Annotated in this window: 17 protein-coding genes; 13 read left to right on the plus strand and 4 right to left on the minus strand. The window is 38.1% G+C overall.

Annotation, left to right across the window (positions count from 1 at the left end):
• Nucleotides 1–58: 58 nt before the first annotated feature.
• The 9 genes from buk to MKY30_RS17930 all read left to right on the plus strand — a co-directional run bounded on the left by buk (nt 59) and on the right by MKY30_RS17930 (nt 10418).
• Entirely contained in the window at nt 59–1153 is a 1095-nt protein-coding gene (buk, locus tag MKY30_RS17890) for a butyrate kinase (RefSeq protein WP_156985374.1), read from the plus strand.
• Nucleotides 1154–2575 (plus strand): dihydrolipoyl dehydrogenase, encoded by a 1422-nt coding sequence (gene lpdA, locus MKY30_RS17895; protein WP_147207854.1) that lies wholly within the window; start codon nt 1154–1156, stop codon nt 2573–2575.
• 46 nt (nt 2576–2621) lie between these two features.
• Nucleotides 2622–3626 (plus strand): thiamine pyrophosphate-dependent dehydrogenase E1 component subunit alpha, encoded by a 1005-nt coding sequence (locus tag MKY30_RS17900; protein ID WP_147207853.1) that lies wholly within the window; start codon nt 2622–2624, stop codon nt 3624–3626.
• Between the two features lie 3 nt (nt 3627–3629).
• Nucleotides 3630–4613, plus strand: a complete 984-nt coding sequence (locus tag MKY30_RS17905; RefSeq protein WP_147207852.1) for an alpha-ketoacid dehydrogenase subunit beta — start codon at nt 3630–3632, stop codon at nt 4611–4613.
• A gap of 14 nt (nt 4614–4627) precedes the next feature.
• Nucleotides 4628–5899 carry a dihydrolipoamide acetyltransferase family protein gene (locus MKY30_RS17910; protein WP_341084983.1) on the plus strand — a complete coding sequence of 424 codons (1272 nt, stop codon included), beginning with the start codon at nt 4628–4630 and terminating at the stop codon, nt 5897–5899.
• Between the two features lie 143 nt (nt 5900–6042).
• Nucleotides 6043–6474, plus strand: a complete 432-nt coding sequence (locus MKY30_RS17915; RefSeq protein ID WP_147207850.1) for a BrxA/BrxB family bacilliredoxin — start codon at nt 6043–6045, stop codon at nt 6472–6474.
• A gap of 76 nt (nt 6475–6550) precedes the next feature.
• The gene (locus MKY30_RS17920) at nt 6551–7534 is read left to right on the plus strand and encodes an aromatic acid exporter family protein (protein WP_147207849.1); all 984 of its coding nucleotides are present in this window, start codon (nt 6551–6553) and stop codon (nt 7532–7534) included.
• Nucleotides 7535–7932: 398 nt separating this feature from the next.
• On the plus strand, nt 7933–9054 hold the full coding sequence (locus tag MKY30_RS17925; protein WP_341084985.1) for a M20/M25/M40 family metallo-hydrolase: 1122 nt from the start codon (nt 7933–7935) through the stop codon (nt 9052–9054).
• Between the two features lie 110 nt (nt 9055–9164).
• Nucleotides 9165–10418 (plus strand): DNA polymerase IV, encoded by a 1254-nt coding sequence (locus MKY30_RS17930; protein WP_341084987.1) that lies wholly within the window; start codon nt 9165–9167, stop codon nt 10416–10418.
• Between the two features lie 44 nt (nt 10419–10462).
• On the opposite strand, the gene MKY30_RS17935 is transcribed toward MKY30_RS17930, so the two are convergent.
• The 3 genes from MKY30_RS17935 to MKY30_RS17945 form a co-directional block, all read right to left on the minus strand.
• Nucleotides 10463–11842, minus strand: a complete 1380-nt coding sequence (locus MKY30_RS17935) for an aldehyde dehydrogenase (RefSeq protein WP_147207846.1) — start codon at nt 11840–11842, stop codon at nt 10463–10465.
• A 187-nt stretch (nt 11843–12029) separates the two neighbouring features.
• Complete coding sequence (rnz, locus tag MKY30_RS17940; RefSeq protein WP_147207845.1) at nt 12030–12947, minus strand: ribonuclease Z; 918 nt, start codon at nt 12945–12947, stop codon at nt 12030–12032.
• A 100-nt stretch (nt 12948–13047) separates the two neighbouring features.
• Nucleotides 13048–13791 (minus strand): glycerophosphodiester phosphodiesterase, encoded by a 744-nt coding sequence (locus MKY30_RS17945; protein ID WP_147207844.1) that lies wholly within the window; start codon nt 13789–13791, stop codon nt 13048–13050.
• Between the two features lie 207 nt (nt 13792–13998).
• On the opposite strand from MKY30_RS17945, the gene MKY30_RS17950 reads away from it, so the two are divergent.
• Nucleotides 13999–14805: an SDR family NAD(P)-dependent oxidoreductase gene (locus tag MKY30_RS17950; protein ID WP_147207843.1), complete on the plus strand. Its 807-nt coding sequence runs from the start codon at nt 13999–14001 to the stop codon at nt 14803–14805.
• 124 nt (nt 14806–14929) lie between these two features.
• Here MKY30_RS17950 and MKY30_RS17955 read toward each other — a convergent pair whose 3' ends face one another.
• Nucleotides 14930–15850, minus strand: coding sequence for an aldo/keto reductase (locus tag MKY30_RS17955; protein ID WP_147207842.1), 921 nt, complete (start codon nt 15848–15850; stop codon nt 14930–14932).
• 817 nt (nt 15851–16667) lie between these two features.
• Here MKY30_RS17955 and MKY30_RS17960 point away from each other — a divergent pair.
• From MKY30_RS17960 to fur, 3 genes are all read left to right on the plus strand, one after another.
• Nucleotides 16668–17210 carry an NUDIX hydrolase gene (locus tag MKY30_RS17960; RefSeq protein WP_147207841.1) on the plus strand — a complete coding sequence of 181 codons (543 nt, stop codon included), beginning with the start codon at nt 16668–16670 and terminating at the stop codon, nt 17208–17210.
• 131 nt (nt 17211–17341) lie between these two features.
• Nucleotides 17342–17986, plus strand: a complete 645-nt coding sequence (gene spoIIM / locus MKY30_RS17965; RefSeq protein ID WP_147207840.1) for a stage II sporulation protein M — start codon at nt 17342–17344, stop codon at nt 17984–17986.
• Between the two features lie 177 nt (nt 17987–18163).
• Nucleotides 18164–18637, plus strand: coding sequence for a ferric iron uptake transcriptional regulator (gene fur / locus MKY30_RS17970; protein WP_077603089.1), 474 nt, complete (start codon nt 18164–18166; stop codon nt 18635–18637).
• The last annotated feature ends 73 nt before the right edge of the window (nt 18638–18710 follow it).

Below are 18710 nucleotides of genomic sequence, written 5' to 3' on the forward strand. Positions count from 1 at the left end.
TTGTGCCTCTTGTTATGAGGTACTGAAATATGAAAAGGGCAATGATGGAGGTTGTATTGTGAGTCAGAGTGGACGTGTTTTAGTTATCTACCCCGACATGTATATCACCAAAATTGGTGTATTTGAAGGAAATCATCATTTATATCAGCAGACGATTATTCACGATGAAGATGAGTTAAATCGTTTTGACCAGCTTATCGATCAGGTTGCTTACAGAAAACAGGCCATTTTTGAACAGCTGGATTTGGATGGAATGAATACATCGCGTTTAATAAGTGTATGCGGCCGGGGCGGGCTATTACGTCCAATCGGTGGGGGAACTTATCAAGTAAATGATGCGATGCTCTATGATTTAAAAACAAACGCGTATGGGGAGCATGTATCTAATTTGGGAGCAATCCTTGCTTATGATATTGCTGAGAATTTAAATATACATGCATATATTGTTGACCCGCCAGTAGTGGATGAAATGCAGAAAATAGCTAAATATACTGGTATTCCTGAAATAGAAAGAGCCAGTATATTTCATTCTCTTAATCATCGGCATGCCGGAAGAATTGCAGCTAAACAAATTGGGGCTGCATATAATTCTTTAAAACTTATCTCCATTCATATTGCGAGAGGAATTACCATTGCTTCGCATCAATCAGGCAAAATTATAGATGTAACGAATGGTGTTGATGGAGAGGGTCCCTTTACAATTGATCGTTCAGGAAGTATTCCATTAAAGGGGTTCCTGGCCTATATATCTGAACAATATTCTAATGTGGAGGATTTTGATTGGAATCATCTACAGCAGGATGGAGGATTAAAGGCTTATTTGCACACAGAAGATCCTTCTATAATCCATTCCAGACTGATGCAGGGAGATCGTCACACAAAAAACGTCATCGAAGCGCAGGCATACCAGATTGCCAAAGAAGTTGGAGCAATGAGTACAGTGTTACACGGAGAAGTGGACGGGATTGTTTTTACTGGAAAGATCAGTGAGAATGATTTTGTTATTGATGCGATTATCCCAAGAATAAACTGGATTGCTGATGTAATGGTGTTTCCAGGTAAAAATGATTTAGAGGCAATGAATGAAGGGGTTTTAGAAGTTTTAAATAATCCCGGGGAAGTAAAGATATACGTAGCAGAGGAGGCTAATTAGATGGCTGCAGAGTATGATTTAGTCATTTTAGGCGGCGGAACAGGCGGTTATGTTGCTGCTATCCGTGCGAGTCAGTTAAAAATGAAAGTAGCAATCGTTGAAAAGGCTGAATTAGGGGGAACGTGTTTACATAGAGGCTGCATTCCTTCTAAAGCATTGCTCCGCAGTGCAGAAATTTATCAGCAAACCAGAAATGCTGATAAATTTGGCGTTGAGGTGAATAAGCCAGTCTTAAACTTTATCAAGGTACAGCAAAGAAAAAAAGCAATTGTTGATCAACTGCACAAAGGCGTCCAGGGGCTGATGAAAAAAGGAAAGGTAGATGTCTATCAGGGATTTGGCCGTATCTTAGGACCAAGTATTTTTTCACCAATGCCTGGTACTATCTCTGTTGAATATGAGAATGGCAATGAAAACGATATGTTAATTCCCAAAAACGTTTTGATTGCAACCGGTTCGGAGCCAAATACCTTGCCTGGACTGGATTTTGATGGTGAACTTGTTATCAGCTCCAATGAAGCGCTGGAAATGGAAAAACTTCCAGAATCTATGCTCATTGTAGGCGGTGGAGTTATCGGCATAGAGTGGGCATCCATGCTGAATGATTTCGGAGTAGATGTAACTGTATTGGAATACCAAAAGCAAATTCTGCCGACTGAGGATAAAGATGTGGCAAAAGAGATGGAGAAGCAATTGAAAAAAAGAGGCGTGAAAATTGTAACGGGTGCTAATGTTCAGGCAGATACATTAGAAAAAAATAATAATATATCAATAAAAGCATTGATTAATGATAAGACAGAACAATTTAACGCTGACAAAATGCTTGTATCTGTTGGAAGAAAAGCAAATATCGAAAATATCGGGATTGAAAATACGGATATCCAAATCTCGAATCATGTCATCGATACAAATGATTTTTACCAGACAAAGGAATCACATATCTATGCTATTGGTGATGTAATCGGTGGTATGCAGCTTGCCCATGTGGCTTCTCATGAAGGCATTATTGCTGTCGAGCATATTGCAGATGAAAACCCACAAAAAATAGATTATAATACAGTATCAAGTTGTATTTATGCAAACCCGGAAGCAGCAAGGGTCGGCCTGACAGAAAAACAGGCAAAAGAAGAAGGTTATGAGCTTGTTATCGGAAAATTTCCTTTTAAAGCTGTTGGTAAAGCGCTGGTTTATGGTGAAACAGACGGCTTTGTAAAAATAATTACAGATAAAAAAACACAGGATTTATTGGGAGTTCATATGATTGGTCCGCATGTAACAGATATGATATCTGAAGCGGGATTGGCAAAAGTATTAGACGCAACTGCATGGGAAATCAGCCAGACAATTCATCCGCATCCATCCTTATCAGAGGTTATCGGTGAAGCAGCTCTGGCAGTTGACGAAAAACAGATTCATGGATAAATGAATACCATTTAATGCTGTGAAATGGCTGAAGGAGGGAAATAATATGAAACAAACATCTTGGGAAAATGTAAGCAACGAGATGGCTGTCGAAATGTTTGAAATGATGCTGTTAGCAAGAAAGATAGATGAAAGAATGTGGCTTTTAAACCGTTCAGGAAAAATACCATTTGTGGTTTCCTGTCAAGGGCAGGAAGCAGCACAGGTCGGAGCAGCTTTTGCATTGGACCGTTCTGTTGATTATACAGCTCCGTATTATAGAGATTTAGGAGTCGTTTTAGCCTTTGGAATGACTGTAAAAGATTTAATGTTATTTGCATTTGCAAAAGCAGAGGATCCAAATTCAGCAGGACGTCAAATGCCGGGTCACTTTGGTCAAAAGAAAAATCGTATTCTGACCGGTTCATCTCCAGTAACAACTCAAGTTCCACATGCCGTTGGTGTAGCATTAGCCAGCAAAATGGATAAAAAAGATATTGCAACGTTTGTTACATTGGGAGAGGGTTCCTCCAACCAAGGAGATTTTCATGAAGGGTTAAACTTTGCAGGTGTGCATAAGCTTCCAGTTATTACAATGGTTGAAAATAATAAGTATGCTATTTCTGTGCCTTATGATCGTCAAGTAGCCAGTGAAACTGTTTCTCAAAGAGCATCATCTTATGGAATGCCGGGAGTTACTGTGGACGGAAATGATCCTATTGCTGTTTATCAAGCAGTCAAAGAAGCAAGAGAAAGAGCAGTTAGCGGGGAAGGTCCGACATTGATTGAAGCAGTAACCTATCGCTTCACCGCACACTCCAGTGATGATGATGATCGTGTTTATCGAGAACAGGATGAGGTGAAGAAAGCGAAAGAGAAGGATTCCATTATTACATTTGCTGAAAAATTAAAAGAAAAGAATATTATAGATGATGCAAAAGAAAAAGAAATTCATGAGCGCCTTAACGAGCTTGTGAATGAAGCGACAGATTATGCAGAAAAAGCTCCATATGCTGCTCCAGAGGATACATTGAAGTATGTTTATGAGGAATTGGACGAAGGAGGGGAATAATCAATGCCTGTTATGTCTTATATACAAGCAATTACAGCTGCTCTAAAAGAAGAGATGCAAAAAGATGAGAATGTATTTATTCTTGGTGAGGATGTAGGTAAAAAGGGCGGCGTGTTTAAAGCAACGCATGGACTTTATGATACTTTTGGGGAAGACCGCGTATTAGATACACCGCTGGCAGAGTCTGCTATTGCGGGTGTTGCCATTGGTGCAGCAATGTACGGAAAACGCCCGGTTGCAGAGATGCAATTTGCTGATTTTATCATGCCGGCAGTAAATCAAATTGTTTCCGAAGCTGCAAAAATCCGTTATCGCTCTAATAATGATTGGAATTGTCCTATCACGATTCGGGCTCCATATGGGGGCGGCGTGCATGGCGCTTTGTACCACTCTCAATCTGTAGAAGCGCTGTTTGCAAATCAACCAGGATTAAAAATTGTTATGCCCTCAAGTCCGTATGATGCTAAAGGTTTGCTGAAAGCAGCTATCCGGGATAATGATCCTGTATTATTTTTTGAGCATAAGCGTGCTTATCGTTTGTTGAAGGAAGAGGTACCTGAGGATGATTATGTCCTTCCGATTGGTAAAGCAGATGTAAAAAGAGAAGGCGAGGATATTACTGTAATTACTTATGGATTATGTGTACATTTTGCATTGCAGGCTGCTGAAAGATTAGCGGCAGATGGAATAGAAGCACATATTCTTGACTTACGTACGGTATATCCGCTGGATCAAAAAGCAATTATAGAAGCAGCGAGCAAAACAGGAAAGGTTCTCCTTGTGACGGAAGATAACAAAGAAGGCAGCGTGATGAGTGAAGTTGCAGCAATTATTTCGGAAAACTGCTTATTTGATTTAGATTCTCCGATTAAGCGTCTGGCTGGCCCCGACGTGCCGGCGATGCCTTATGCACCGACTATGGAAAAATATTTTATGCTAAACCCCGATAAAGTAGAAAAAGCAATGCGTGACCTTGCGGAATATTAATTGGAGGTAGAATTATGAGTGTTGAAAAAATTACTATGCCTCAGCTTGGTGAGAGTGTAACAGAGGGGACAGTCAGTTCTTGGCTTATTTCTGTCGGAGACCAAGTAAATAAATACGATCCTATTGCTGAAGTAATGACTGATAAAGTAAATGCAGAAGTTCCCTCCTCCTATACAGGAACAATAACAGAACTTGTAGTGGAAGAAGGAGAAACAGTAGAGGTTGGTACTCTAATCTGCTATATAGAAACAGAAGAGGCTTCTTTAGAAGGCCCGGGAGTAACAAACGAAAAAGAATCGAATACGGAAGATGACAAAGCTGAGAAAGAAGCAGGCAGTAAAGACAGCTCAATGAAAAAAAGATATTCTCCTGCTGTATTACGTTTATCTCAGGAACATAATATTGACCTAGATAGTATTGAAGGAACAGGTAAGGGAGGAAGAATTACCAGAAAAGATGTCGAGAAGAGTATTGAAAATAGGGGTGTATCTCAAGAACAGGCAAAGCCTTCCCAAGAGAAAAAAATAGGAACAGCTCCTGCGAAAGAAACACCATCCGCATCAAAAGAAAGCATACGAAGCTCGGCAGGAGATATTGAAATCCCTGTGAAGGGCGTCCGGAAAGTGATTGCCGAAAATATGGTTAGGTCAAAGCATGAAATCCCTCATGCCTGGATGCAGGTAGAGGCAGATGTTACTGACTTAGTAAAATACCGTAATCGTGTAAAGGAATCATTTAAAAATCAGGAGGGCTTTTCTTTGACACCTTTTGCATTTTTTGTAAAGGCTGTTGCTCAAGGCTTAAAGGAATATCCTGAATTAAACAGCATGTGGGCGGGAGATAAGATCATTCAGAAAAAAGATATTCATTTATCCATTGCAGTAGCCAAGGATAAAGAATTGTTTGTTCCTGTGATTAAGCATGCAGATGAAAAAACAATAAAAGCAATTGCCCGTGATATTACAACATTGGCAACAAAAGCTCGTCAAGGTAAACTATCTCCCGAGGATATGCAGGGAGGTACATTTACTATAAATAATACAGGCTCCTTTGGATCCGTCTCCTCGATGGGAGTTATTAATTCTCCACAGGCGGCAATTTTACAGGTAGAATCAATTGTAAAACGTCCTGTCATTATTGATGATATGTTTGCAGCCCGGGATATGGTGAATTTATCACTTTCCTTGGATCATCGTATTTTAGACGGGTTAGTATGCGGAAGATTTTTAGCCCGTGTAAAAGAAATTCTTGAAGGTATGAATGAATCTTCCATAACCCTTTATTAATAACCGTGTATGTTCAAAAGTTCACCGTGTCATTTTTATTGAGCTTTTTGAGCATCCTCTAACAGAACAAAAGCCAATAGATTGAATTTTTAATGACTAGCTGATAAGCTATAAATATATTTTAAGCAAAAGGGTGGAGTACAATGGATTTCGATTTATTTATGCAGGATGTAGTTAAAGTTGCCAGAACAGATATAACGGAAGCAGGATATGAAGAAGCACGCACCGCAGAAGAGGTGGATGCAGCACTTTCCCGTGAAGGTACAACACTTGTGATGGTTAATTCAACCTGTGGTTGTGCAGGCGGTGTAGCACGTCCAGCGGCAGGAAATGCGATTCATTATGATAAGCGTCCGGATCATTTAGTGACCGTATTCGCTGGTCAGGATCAGGAAGCGACAGAGCAGGCAAGAACTTATTTTGAAGGATATGCACCATCTTCACCAAGTTTCGCATTACTTAAGGATGGAAAAATTCTTGCAATGGTAGAGCGAAATCAGATTGAAGGACATAGTGCAATGGATGTTTCCGCTAAACTTCAAAATCTGTTTGATCAATATTGTGAAGAAGTGTAAGGAATTAAGAGGGGCTGTCATTTGGCAGCCTTCTTTGCTTTGCTTACAGGAAAATACCGCAGGAGGTTCTTAAAGGGTGAAAATTGGATATCGCACCTTAAAAACTGCTATTGGGACTCCGGTCGCTATATCGCTGGCGCAATGGGTCGGTCTTTCAAATTTTATTTCAGCAGGAATTCTAACAATTCTATGTATACAGCCATCAAGAAAATCTTCATTTTTAAGTGCCTGGCAACGGTTTGTTGCATGTGCTTCAGCCGTTGTTTTTTCGTGTATTATTTTTGAAATAATTGGCTATCATGCAATCTCTATATTTATACTGCTTCTATTATTTATCCCTGCAACTGTTGCGTTGAAGGCGACTCCCGGCATTGCCTCCAGTTCTGTTGTCATGCTGAATCTGTATGGATCTGGACATGTGACGCTTTCTTTGATAGGAGAGCAGTTTGTTCTTATTACAATTGGGCTCGGAACAGGGCTGCTGTTGAACCTTTATATGCCCAGCTTAGAAAATAAATTAAAGAAGCTGCAAATTCGATTAGAAAGTAATTTCAGTCATATTTTATATGAATATTCCCTGTATATTCGGGATGAAAATGAAATGTGGCAAGGAAATGAAATTGCAGTTACAGAGGACATACTTGTTGAAGCAAAACAATTAGTCATTCGGGATAGAGATAATCATCTGCTGCGAAATGAGCATACTTATTATAATTATTTTAAAATGAGGGAAAGACAATTTGAACTTTTGAAGAAAATGCTTCCTCTAGTAACGCATTTACCGAAAACAGATGCCATTGCGATTAAAATTGCAGGTTTTTTTGAACGTTTGTCCAAAGCTGTCCATCCCGGGAATACAGCTATTACCTTTTTAGAGGAATTGAAGGAACTAAAAAGAGAATTCCACGCAGAGGATTTACCCGAAACGCGGGAAGAGTTTGAAACAAGAGCGCATTTATTTCAATTACTGCATGAAATAGAAGAGTACTTAATTATAAAAAATAAATTTAAGAAAAGCGATGTATCACATTGGAAGAAAAGAAAAATTAAAATTAATTAAAGGTTTTCTTTTCTATCGTTACATATGGAGCTGATTATAAAAAATTCTGTACAGAAATTAATGAAATAAATTTCTGTACAGAATTTTTTAGACAAATGCTGCTAATCCAGCTGTAATGGCTGAAATAACCATAAGAGCGACCATGAAATATACGATAATTTTATTGCGGCGTGCGCGTTTAGATTGTTTTGCTGCCATGAAAAATCCTCCTTCATCATCCGATATCATCTATCGTTATTCTAACGCGAATTTGTTGATGAGACAAGTTAATAATATAACTTTTCCAGAAACATTCTTTATCATTCTGCCTATTTTGCATACAAAGACTGCCAATTTAAGGCTTTCTACTGTAAAAAACTTAAAAAATATAGTAGCCTATTGGATAGGAGGTTACAAATATGAGTGTGAATGAACGAAGATTAGTTAATGAATTTTTAGAGCTTATTCAGGTGGACTCTGAAACAGGGTTTGAAAGAGAAATAGCATCAATTTTAACCAAAAAATTTGAGGCTTTAGGTGTCCAGGTGGAAGAAGATAATTCAAAAGAGCAAACCGGCCATGGCGCAGGAAATTTAATTTGTACATTGCCGGCAACCAAAGAGGCAGCTGACGCAATTTATTTTACTTCTCATATGGACACAGTTGTTCCAGGCAAGAGTATACGTCCAATTATTAAAGATGGAGTTATTTCTTCTGAAGGAGATACAATCCTTGGAGCGGATGATAAAGCAGGCTTAGCAGCCATGTTTGAGCTGATTAGAGTGCTTCAGGAAAACAATATCCCTCACGGACAGATTCAATTTATTATTACAGTAGGTGAGGAATCCGGTTTAGTGGGTGCGAAAGCATTAGATTCTTCTAAGCTGGATGCGCGTTACGGGTATGCGTTAGATAGTAATGGCAATGTGGGTGATATTGTCGTTGCCGCACCAACCCAGGCAAAGATTCACGCAACAATTACTGGAAAAACTGCTCATGCCGGATTAGAACCCGAAAAAGGGGTTTCTGCCATTACGATTGCATCCAAAGCAATTTCTAAAATGCCATTAGGCCGAATTGATAAGGATACAACAGCAAACATTGGCCGATTTGAGGGCGGAAAGCAGACGAATATTGTGGTTGACCACGTAGAAATTTTAGCAGAAGCACGTTCGTTAGTGCCTGAGAAGATGGAAAAGCAGGTTGAGAAAATGAAAACAGCTTTTGAAGAGGCTGCTGAAGAGCTTGGTGGATCTGCTGATGTGAATGTTGTTGTCGCATATCCAGGCTATCATTTTGAAGAGGGCTCTCAAGTTGTAGAGGTTGCCCGAGAAGCTGCACGTACTATCGGCAGAGATAGTAAGTTAGAACAAAGCGGCGGCGGCAGTGATGCTAACGTGATTGCAGGGTACGGTATTCCAACCGTAAACTTAGCTGTCGGCTATGAAGAAATTCATACTACAAATGAGCGGATTAAAACGGAAGATCTTGTAAAAGTAACAGAATTTATTGTGGAAATTGTTAAAATCGCAGCAAAATAAGATAAAAGCTTCAATTCCTGGAGCGGCTTTCTGCGGAAACAAAGAGGAGAACGCATTCCATGATGGAGTGTGTTCTCTTTTTATTGCAATGTAAGAATAGGAGTGATAACATGGTTCATTCTGCAAATTCAAAAGGACGCGTAATCTTTCATATTGATATGAACTGTTTCTATGCATCTGTAGAAATGGCGCATAACCCGGAATTAAAAGGAAAGCCGATTGCCATAGCTGGAAATCCGGAAGAACGCAAAGGTATTATTGTAACAAGCAGCTATGAAGCGAGAGCAAAAGGAGTTAAAACAACCATGCCGGTTTGGCAGGCAAAAAAACTATGCCCTGATTTACTATTGATGCGTCCTAATTTTGACAGATACCGGGAAGCATCCCGGGCTATTTTTAAGATGCTTTCTGAGATCACACCGTTAGTCCAGCCAGTTTCGATTGATGAAGGATATTTGGATATTACAGATACCAAAGAACTGGGTACTCCTGTGGAAATTGCCGACTATCTTCAACAGAGGATTTTAAGAGAGCTGGATATTCCGTGCAGTCTTGGCATTGCACCGAATAAATTTTTGGCAAAAATGGCCTCAGATATGAGAAAGCCTTTAGGAATAACAATTTTGCGCAAGCGTGAATTGGCTTCGACGCTATGGCCGCTCCAGATTGAAGAGATGCACGGGATCGGTGCAAAAACGGCTGAAAAATTAAAAAAAGTATCTATTCATACGATTGGTGATCTGGCTGCACATGATGTTTATTCTTTAAAGCAGTTATTAGGTGTTAATGGAGAAAGATTAAAGAATCTTGCCAATGGGATAGACTATCGTCCGGTTGATCCAGAAGCAGTGCATGACTTTAAAAGTATCGGCAGCTCACAAACCTTAGCGCATGATTCAACAGATTGGGAGGAGCTGCATCAGCTGCTGGAACACCTCGTTGAAAATGTAGCGAAAAGGGTAAAAAGAAAGAGTGCAGCAGGAAAAAGCGTTCAGCTGATGATTCGTTTTCACAACCATCAAACCATTACACGCAGCAAAACATTACAAAAATATATTGATGAAAAAAAGGATATACTTTTTGTGGCGAAAGAATTATTAAAAAAACATTGGAACGAAGAACCTGTCCGACTATTAGGTGTTTCTTTACAAAATTTAGAAGAAAAGCGGCAAGTAGGGGAGCAGCTTGACTTGTTTACCTACCACGATAATGTAAAGAAAGAAAAGCTGTATGAAACAATGGAAGAACTGACAGATAAATATGGTAAGAATGTATTTCTTTCCTTGAATAGCGAGAAGGATAAAGAGCAGCAGCCCCGAACAAGCTTTCAAAAAGATTTTCTAGATGATTATAAAAAGCCTTGATTTTACTTCTGATTTAATAGATGTAAAATCAAGGCTTTTTATTCTTAGGACAGGAATTTCTTTAAAATATTTGATGAAACCGTGCCGCCTGTATAACGGAACGGAAAATCAAATTTCGTAGTTTGCTTTAAAACACTTTTCTGATGCGAAAAAGTATTAAAGCTGGCTTTTCCATGATAACTTCCCATACCGCTTTTCCCAACACCGCCAAAAGGAAGATATGGGTTTGCTAAATGGAAGAATGTATCATTGATAGCACCGCCGCCAAATGAAACGTATTCCATTACCTGGGATTGCATTCTTGGATTTTCACCAAAATAATATAAAGCTAGTGGTTTTTCCTTTGATTTAATAAGTGAAAGAGCATCTTCAATATTTTCAAATTGCAGTACAGGCAGAATTGGTCCAAATATCTCTTCCTGCATAATTGGATCATCCCAATCAATCTTATCAAGAATGGTAGGCTCAATGATAAGATCTTCCTGATTATATTCTCCGCCGTGTACAATATGATCCTCGTTCAGGAATGAAACTAAACGTTTAAAATGATCTTCATTAATGATTTTTGAATAATTCTCACCCTGAATCAAATTCTTACCGAAAATGGATTTAATCTGTTTTTTCATTGCTTTCAGCAGTTTGAATTTAACGGATTCCTGTACTAATAAATAATCAGGAGCAACACAGGTTTGTCCGGCATTTGTATATTTTCCCCAAACAATCCGTTTTGCAGCAATTTGAATATTTGCATCTTCATCAACAATGGCAGGGCTTTTCCCTCCGAGCTCCAATGTGACAGGTGTCAAATGCTCGCTTGCAGCACGCATAACGATTTTTCCAACAGCACTTCCACCAGTATAGAAAATATGATCAAACCGCTGCTTTAACAGCTCTGTTGTTTCTTCGACAGCCCCCTGAATAACGGAGAAATAGGATGGATCAAAATTCTCTTCTATCATTCTGGCAAGAAGATCAGAGGTATGTGCAGCATGCTCAGAAGGCTTCAATACTACTGAGTTGCCGGCTGCGAGTGCTCCAATAATCGGTACCAGGGATAATTGTAAAGGATAGTTCCATGGCGATATAACCAGTACAACACCAAGCGGCTCCTTCATAATGTAGCTCTTAGAGCCTTTATGAGTTAATGGAGAAGCAACTTTTTCAGGCTGCATCCAGTAACGGAGATTTTTAATTGTAAAATCTAATTCTGTATGAATAATCCCAATCTCGGTAGTGATAATTTCATGATCTGGTTTATTCAAATCTTTTTTTAGTACATCATATATTTCAGTTTCATAGTCTTTAAGTATTTTTTTTATTTTCTCTAATTGATGTTTACGAAATGTATAATCAACCGTATTTCCTTGCTCAACATACTTCCGGTGATCATCAACGATTTGTTGATAGTTTTCTTGTAAGGTCATCAAATCTGTCTCTCCCTTTCTTCCTTCAAGAGGATGTTCAAAAAGTCTAATAAAAATGACACTTCGTGAAAGGACTTTTTATGAAGTGTACTTACGTACTTAAGTGCATACGATGTGCTGCCAGGAGCTTGCGCTGCCTCGAACTTGCCGGTCCTTTTTATCAGTCTTTTTCAACACGCACTTCAAACTATAATTGAAACACACTAAAGTCGCTCGCAACAGAGGTATTCGAAAACACTTCTCTTGCTTCTTCAAGAAACGCATCCATCTCAGAAAATTGATATCTTGAAGATACATGTGTCAAAATTAATTGTTTACAACTAGCGTCAACTGCTAATTTTGCAGCTTGTATATTTGTTGAATGAAAATAGTTTCTTGCAAGTATTTCTTTATTTCCAGCAAAGGTTGCTTCATGAATTAACAGATCGCTGTTTTTAACAAATTCTTCATGTGCCGTCTGATAGGTTGTATCACCAAGAATAGAAATAATCCTGCCTTTTTTAGGTTGACCGATAAAATCTTTTTGATGAATAACTCTGCCATCTTCAAGAGTGACAGAAGGTTTTTCTTTTATTTCCCCATAAATCGGACCAGGACGGACACCTTTTTCTTTTAATTTTTCAACAAGCAGCTCACCTGGTTTATCTTTTTCAACAATACGAAAACCAAAGCTTGGTATGCCGTGTGAAAGTTTTTTTGCATATACTTCGATTGCTTCTGTTTCAAATAATAATCCTTCATTTATTTCAATGATTGTAAGAGGATAAGTTAAATGGGTATGACTCAAGTTTAAAGCATATTCAATAAAGTCCTTTATTCCCTCAGGACCATAGACAGTCATCGGTTTATCCGTACCAGCCTGAAAGGATCGGCTGCTTAAGAATCCCGGCAATCCATAAATATGGTCTCCATGCATATGGGTAAGAAAGATTTTATTTATTTTTCCTGGTTTAATTTTTGTATGAAGAAGCTGATGCTGTGTTGCTTCTCCACAATCAAACAGCCAAACTTCGTTTAGTTCCTGCAGCATACTCAGCGCAATTGCTGTTACATTCCTTTCCTTAGAAGGAAGTCCGGCTCCAGTGCCTAAGAAAGTAATTTCCATGTTTCCATCTCACCCTATATATAATATTATAATTAAAGATTTTACCCAAATACGCATCAATCATCAATGTATAAGGCTAAAAATTCATGATTGTCCCTTATTAAATCAAAAAACTGCGATATAATTTTTTCCGTGCAGCAAATGCTTTGTCAGGAACATCTGTAAATACGCTGTCTACTTTGTATGAAAAACAGCGGTTCAAAAGACGGGATGAATTAACTGTATAAACCCGTACAGGAATCTCGCTTTTTAAGGCCTCATTTACAAGACGCTGCCGCAAAAGTGTGTGCTTTATATGAATAGCTGTTGCTCCAATTGATAGAGCATATGCTAATAAATCCCGTCTGATTCGTTTTGTTAACCAGCCGATATTCGAAATTTTTTTAAAGCTGGCCAGGCGCGTTATGCTTTTATTAGAGAATGTAGAGAAGTATGTTCTATCTGTCATCTGATACTGCTCGATAAGCTGATATGTAATTTCCTCCAGGTTCTTATATTCAATTTTGTTATTTTTCAATTCTAAATGAAGCATTAATGGTTTATCTTTTATCCAAGCAAGAAATTCCTCCAATGATAAAATGCTTGTTCCTGTAAATTTGGGATGAAAAGATTTTCCCATATCCAGTTGTTTTAATTGTTCCAGCGTATATTGATTAACCCAGCCTTTTTCTCCAAAAATCCGTTTCAAGCTTTCGTCATGGAAAAGGACAGGGATATTGTCTTTGGTTAATTGTACATCTGTTTCAATTCCATCTGCCTTCATTTCATATGCAAGCTTAAATGCAGGGAAACTGTTTTCAGGGGCATATCGGCTTGCTCCCCGGTGTGCGATAATGGATGTCATGGTCTCACCCCCAACTTCATTGTGTTAGATTTTTGTTTATAAGTCAATGTTTAAACAGGTGTACGGGATAATTGATTCGTTGTACAATAGGTATAGTATGTCCACTTAATAGGATGTTCAAAAAGTCCAATAATAATGACGCGGTGAATTTCTTCATACTTTTTGAACACGTACTTAAATAATTATATGAAGTAAGGGTCGATAATTATGAAAATAGGAATAAATCATTCTGTTAATGAGAAAAAAATTATTATTACCGGTGCATCTAAGGGGATAGGAAGAGAACTTGCCAAGGAAATTGCTGCCCAGGGCGGTATACCAATTCTAATAGCGAGGTCAAGAGAATTACTGGAAGAATTAGCCGATGAAATAGACGGAAATAATGGTCTTTGTAAGATTTATCCGATTGAAAAGTTTTCAAGGGAACTTATTGATGAACAGATTAATGAAATCATGGAAACAGAGAAGCGTATTCACGGATTAATTAACAATGCAGGGTTTGGCGTATTTGAGAAGATAGAAGAACTAGATATGGAAGAGTTAGAGGAAATGTTTCAGGTAAATGTTTTAGCAGGAATTCAATATGCAAAAGCATTTCTGCCGCATTTTCTGCAGTTTAAAGCAAAATCACATATTATAAACATTGTCTCCCAGGCTGCAAAATTACCGACTCCCAAAGCTGCAGGATATGTTGCTTCCAAACATGCAATGCTTGGCTTTACGAATGTACTCAGACAGGAGACCAGAGAAAGCAGTTTGACGGTTACTTCTGTAAATCTGGGTCCTGTAAAGACGAACTTTTTTGAGATGGCGGATAAGGATGGCACATATCAACAGAATGTAGAAAAATATATGCTCAAGCCTGAAAAGGTCGCAGCTAAGATAGTTCGTTCTTTATTTACTAAAAAAAGAGAAATTAATATGCCGTGGTGGATGGAAGCCGGAAGTATTTTGTACCGTCTATTCCCTGGATTAATGGAAAGCGTCTTAAAAGCTCAATTTGATAAAAAATAATGGTATGCTGATTTTTAAAATGAGGGCAGCTTCAGAGAGGAACGATACCTTGCTCTCTGAAGCTGGCCGGTTATTTTGAACACGAAAATTCCCAGATCTCAGGGTAACTAGAATATTATTAATTCTAGCGGTGCTGCTCATATTGAGCAGCTTTTGTCAGCTGTTGCAGAATAGGATATGCAGCGTCCGTGATTTCATTGATAGATTGGTGGACAGCAATATTCTGTTCTAATTGTTGTAATGAGCTTGCTCCAAACACTGTTGATGTAACAGCAGGATGATTGGCAACATAGTACATTGCTAATTGTTGGAGAGAGCTGTCAGGTAAAGCCTGTTCGAGCTCATAGTAAAGAGATTTTAATTCATTATAAGAATAATCGAGATATCCATCTTTTCCTTTTTTATCCAATACTTCATCAGCTTTATTGCTCAGCAGTCCTTTAGCAAGCGGTCCGCGGGCAACGACACTGATTTGATTTTCTTCTGCAATTGGTAAAATTGCTTCCTCAGGCCGCCTATCTAAGAGGCTGAATTGTGTCATTAAAACATCGATAGAAGACCGGATTGCATATTCACGGACGACATTCGGACGTATAGAGGAAATTCCATAGGTGCGGATTAATCCATCTTTCTTTAATTCTTCAAAAGCCTCAATTGTCTCGCCAACAGGATCATCTAAGGTGCCGCCATGAAGCATATACACATCAATATAGTCTGTATTTAATCTTTGTAAACTATTACGGACAGCTTCATGGATATATTTTTTTGATGGGTCCCAGAACCAGTTATCTTTTCCTTCCTGGAAATGATTTCCGACTTTTGTTGTAACAACCACATCAGATCTGCGGTGTTTAATTGCTTCTCCAACGATTTTTTCATTTTCACCAAAATTATAAAGGTCTGCCGTATCGAGGTGATTAATTCCTTTATCTAAAGCATAATCAATCATTTTTTTACCTTGCTCAGCATTTGTTCCCAGGGACATACAGCCAAGCGTTAAATCAGAAATTTCAATATTGCTTGTACCAAGCTGCCGTTTCTTCATGTTATTCCTCCTCTATGAATTACGTATGCATATATTGTAGAGGCAGATGGAAAAGAATACAATTAATATACATATTGAAGAAATACCTATATTTGTCTGTAATAACACAAATAGTTTTTAGAAGGAAATTCATTTAAAAAAAACGTACCTGAAAATAAGCTTCTATACCATACTATTCCAAGATGAACATGTTCTTCATTATCCCGTTTGCATTTTGTTAAATCATCCTTCAATTGAAATGGAGGTTGTGTATAGCTCCTGCAACCAACCACTCCGCTTTCCGTTGTACAAATGTTTCTGATGGGACGAGTAATCGCAGTCCCAGGACGCGCAAGTGCAGGCGTTGTGACAACGCTTTTCGATAGGGTGAGTAATCGCAACCCCAGGAGTCACGGGTTTAGCCTGCGAACCACGTAGGGGTCTGCGTGGTTGGTCTGCGCTCAGTTAGGCTTCTAAAGCGAATGAAAGAAATCATAGCCTGATGGAGTTAGCTGAAGAGCATGCCCCTAGGAAAGCAAAACAGTCCGCCGCAGTGGTGGCTTTACACGTTACCTTCTTTCTAGATAGAGTTTATAATTCACCAAGAGATAGATGGAAGGAACGATCAACTCTAGTCTCTATGATAAGCAAGTTATTTTTTAAGGTGCAAAAGTTGAGTGAAAAATAAAACGTATCAGAAGAAAAATTAGTATGGACTTGCTACAATAGAGCATAGCGAATTAGAATGAATAGGAAGATAGACAAAAATGAAACTTCCTTCCACGGAAGCTTTTTGAATGGATATCTATAATAATTTATAAAAGGTGGAGATGGAGACATGCATCGTTTTGAAGAAAAAACAATTACAACCAAGAAAATATTTGAAGGAAATATTATAGATGTTCAATTGGATGAAGTGAAGCTGCCGAATGGAGAAACAGCTAAGAGAGAGCTTGTATATCATCCTGGAGCAGTAGCAGTAATTCCGATTACAGCAGATAATAAAATAGTGCTTGTAGAACAATATCGCAAACCGTTAGAAAGAGCTTTAATAGAAATTCCGGCAGGGAAGCTGGAAGAGAACGAGAATCCGTTAACTGCAGCTGTCCGTGAACTGGAAGAAGAAACAGGCTATACAACAACAAATCTATCACAGGTTACATCTTTTTATACATCGCCGGGATTTGCTAATGAGCTGGTATACGTCTATATTACTAATGATTTAATTAAAATGGAAAATCCGCCTGCCGGGGATGATGATGAATTTGTAGAAATCATGGAAGTGACTCTTGAAGAAGCAAAAAAACTTGTAGAAGAAGGGCGTATTCAAGATGCAAAAACAAATTACGCTGTGCTTTATTTACATGCTTTAAATAAATAATAAAGGCAACGTTGCAAAAATCATAGTATGACCAATATGTATATGCTCTATCAAAAGATAAAATTAATAGGTATGTTTAAAGTGGGGTTCTCATAGATTGTAGTATAAGAACTATAGTCAGGAGGATCCACATGTATAATCCCTCTCGTAATTTATTTATGGAGCATATAAAACGCCATACAACAATTTATGTATTTACAATCATTCTTTTTCTGACAGGTATCGTATTCGGAGCTATCTTAGTAAATAGTATGGATTTTGTACAAAAACAGAATTTATTCTTCTATTTAGAACGTTTTTTTACGCAGCAGACAAATGACGGTGAAGTTATCAGCCGGCAGGATATCTTTATCAGAAGTCTTCTTTACCATATAAAGTATCTCTCCTTTATGATTTTATTGGCACTGAGTATGATTGGGCTTCCGATTATCTGGATTATGGTATTTATGAAAGGATTTGTTGTCGGTTTTTCAGTCGGATTTATGGTAAGCCAGTTAGGGGGCCAAGGGCTGCTTTTGTCAGCTATATCCATCGCTCCTCAAAATCTATTAATTATTCCTATCTATATTATTGCTGGAAGTGTATCGATGATATTTTCTATAGGCTTATGGCAGAAATTATTTTTAAAGCATCATCACCAGGAGATTCTGCCGCCTTTTATCCGATTGCTTATTATATTCGCTATTTTAATGGTATTTACTGCTTTAGCAGCATTAATGGAAGCTTACCTGTCCAATACCTTAATGTTAGAATGGATTGAAAGATATAATGGATGATTATTAAAAGACCTTCTTACTTTATGTTATTCGCTTAAATCTTGCTAAGAGACTCCATTTATAATATAATAACCAATATTAGTTTGTAATAATTATTATTAATAATTGAGAATACTCTTTGACACATGGAAGATAGATGCATATAATGAAGATGTAAAGTGAGGGAGGCGACTATCCATGGAACACCGGATTGAAAAGATAAAAAAACAGCTACATTCGCATAGCTACAAATTAACTCCCCAGAGGGAAGCTACGGTTCGAGTGCTTCTGGAAAGAGAAGACGATCACTTAAGCGCGGAGGATGTTTATCTTCTTGTAAAGGAGAAATCACCGGAAATTGGTCTGGCAACCGTTTATCGTACATTAGAATTATTATCTGAATTAAAAATAGTAGACAAAATTAATTTTGGCGATGGTGTATCAAGATATGATTTGCGTAAAGAAGGCGCAAAACACTTTCATCATCATTTGGTTTGTATTGAATGTGGCTCTGTTGAAGAGATTGAGAATGATTTATTAGGTGAAGTGGAGCAAATTGTTGAAAATGATTGGGGCTTTGAGGTAAAGGATCATCGGTTAACCTTTCATGGGATTTGTCGCCAATGCCAGGCAGCAGCCGTAAAAGAAGATGTTCAAAAAGCGACCCCCTAATCAGAGTAAAACCTTTTTCGAATAGAGAAAGGTTTTTTTATTGGGAAAAATACATACATGAACAAGAATAGGA

Origin of the sequence: Oceanobacillus sp. FSL W8-0428 (genome assembly GCF_038004405.1) — a bacterium.
In the GTDB taxonomy this organism is placed as follows: Bacteria; Bacillota; Bacilli; order Bacillales; family Amphibacillaceae; genus Oceanobacillus; species Oceanobacillus sojae.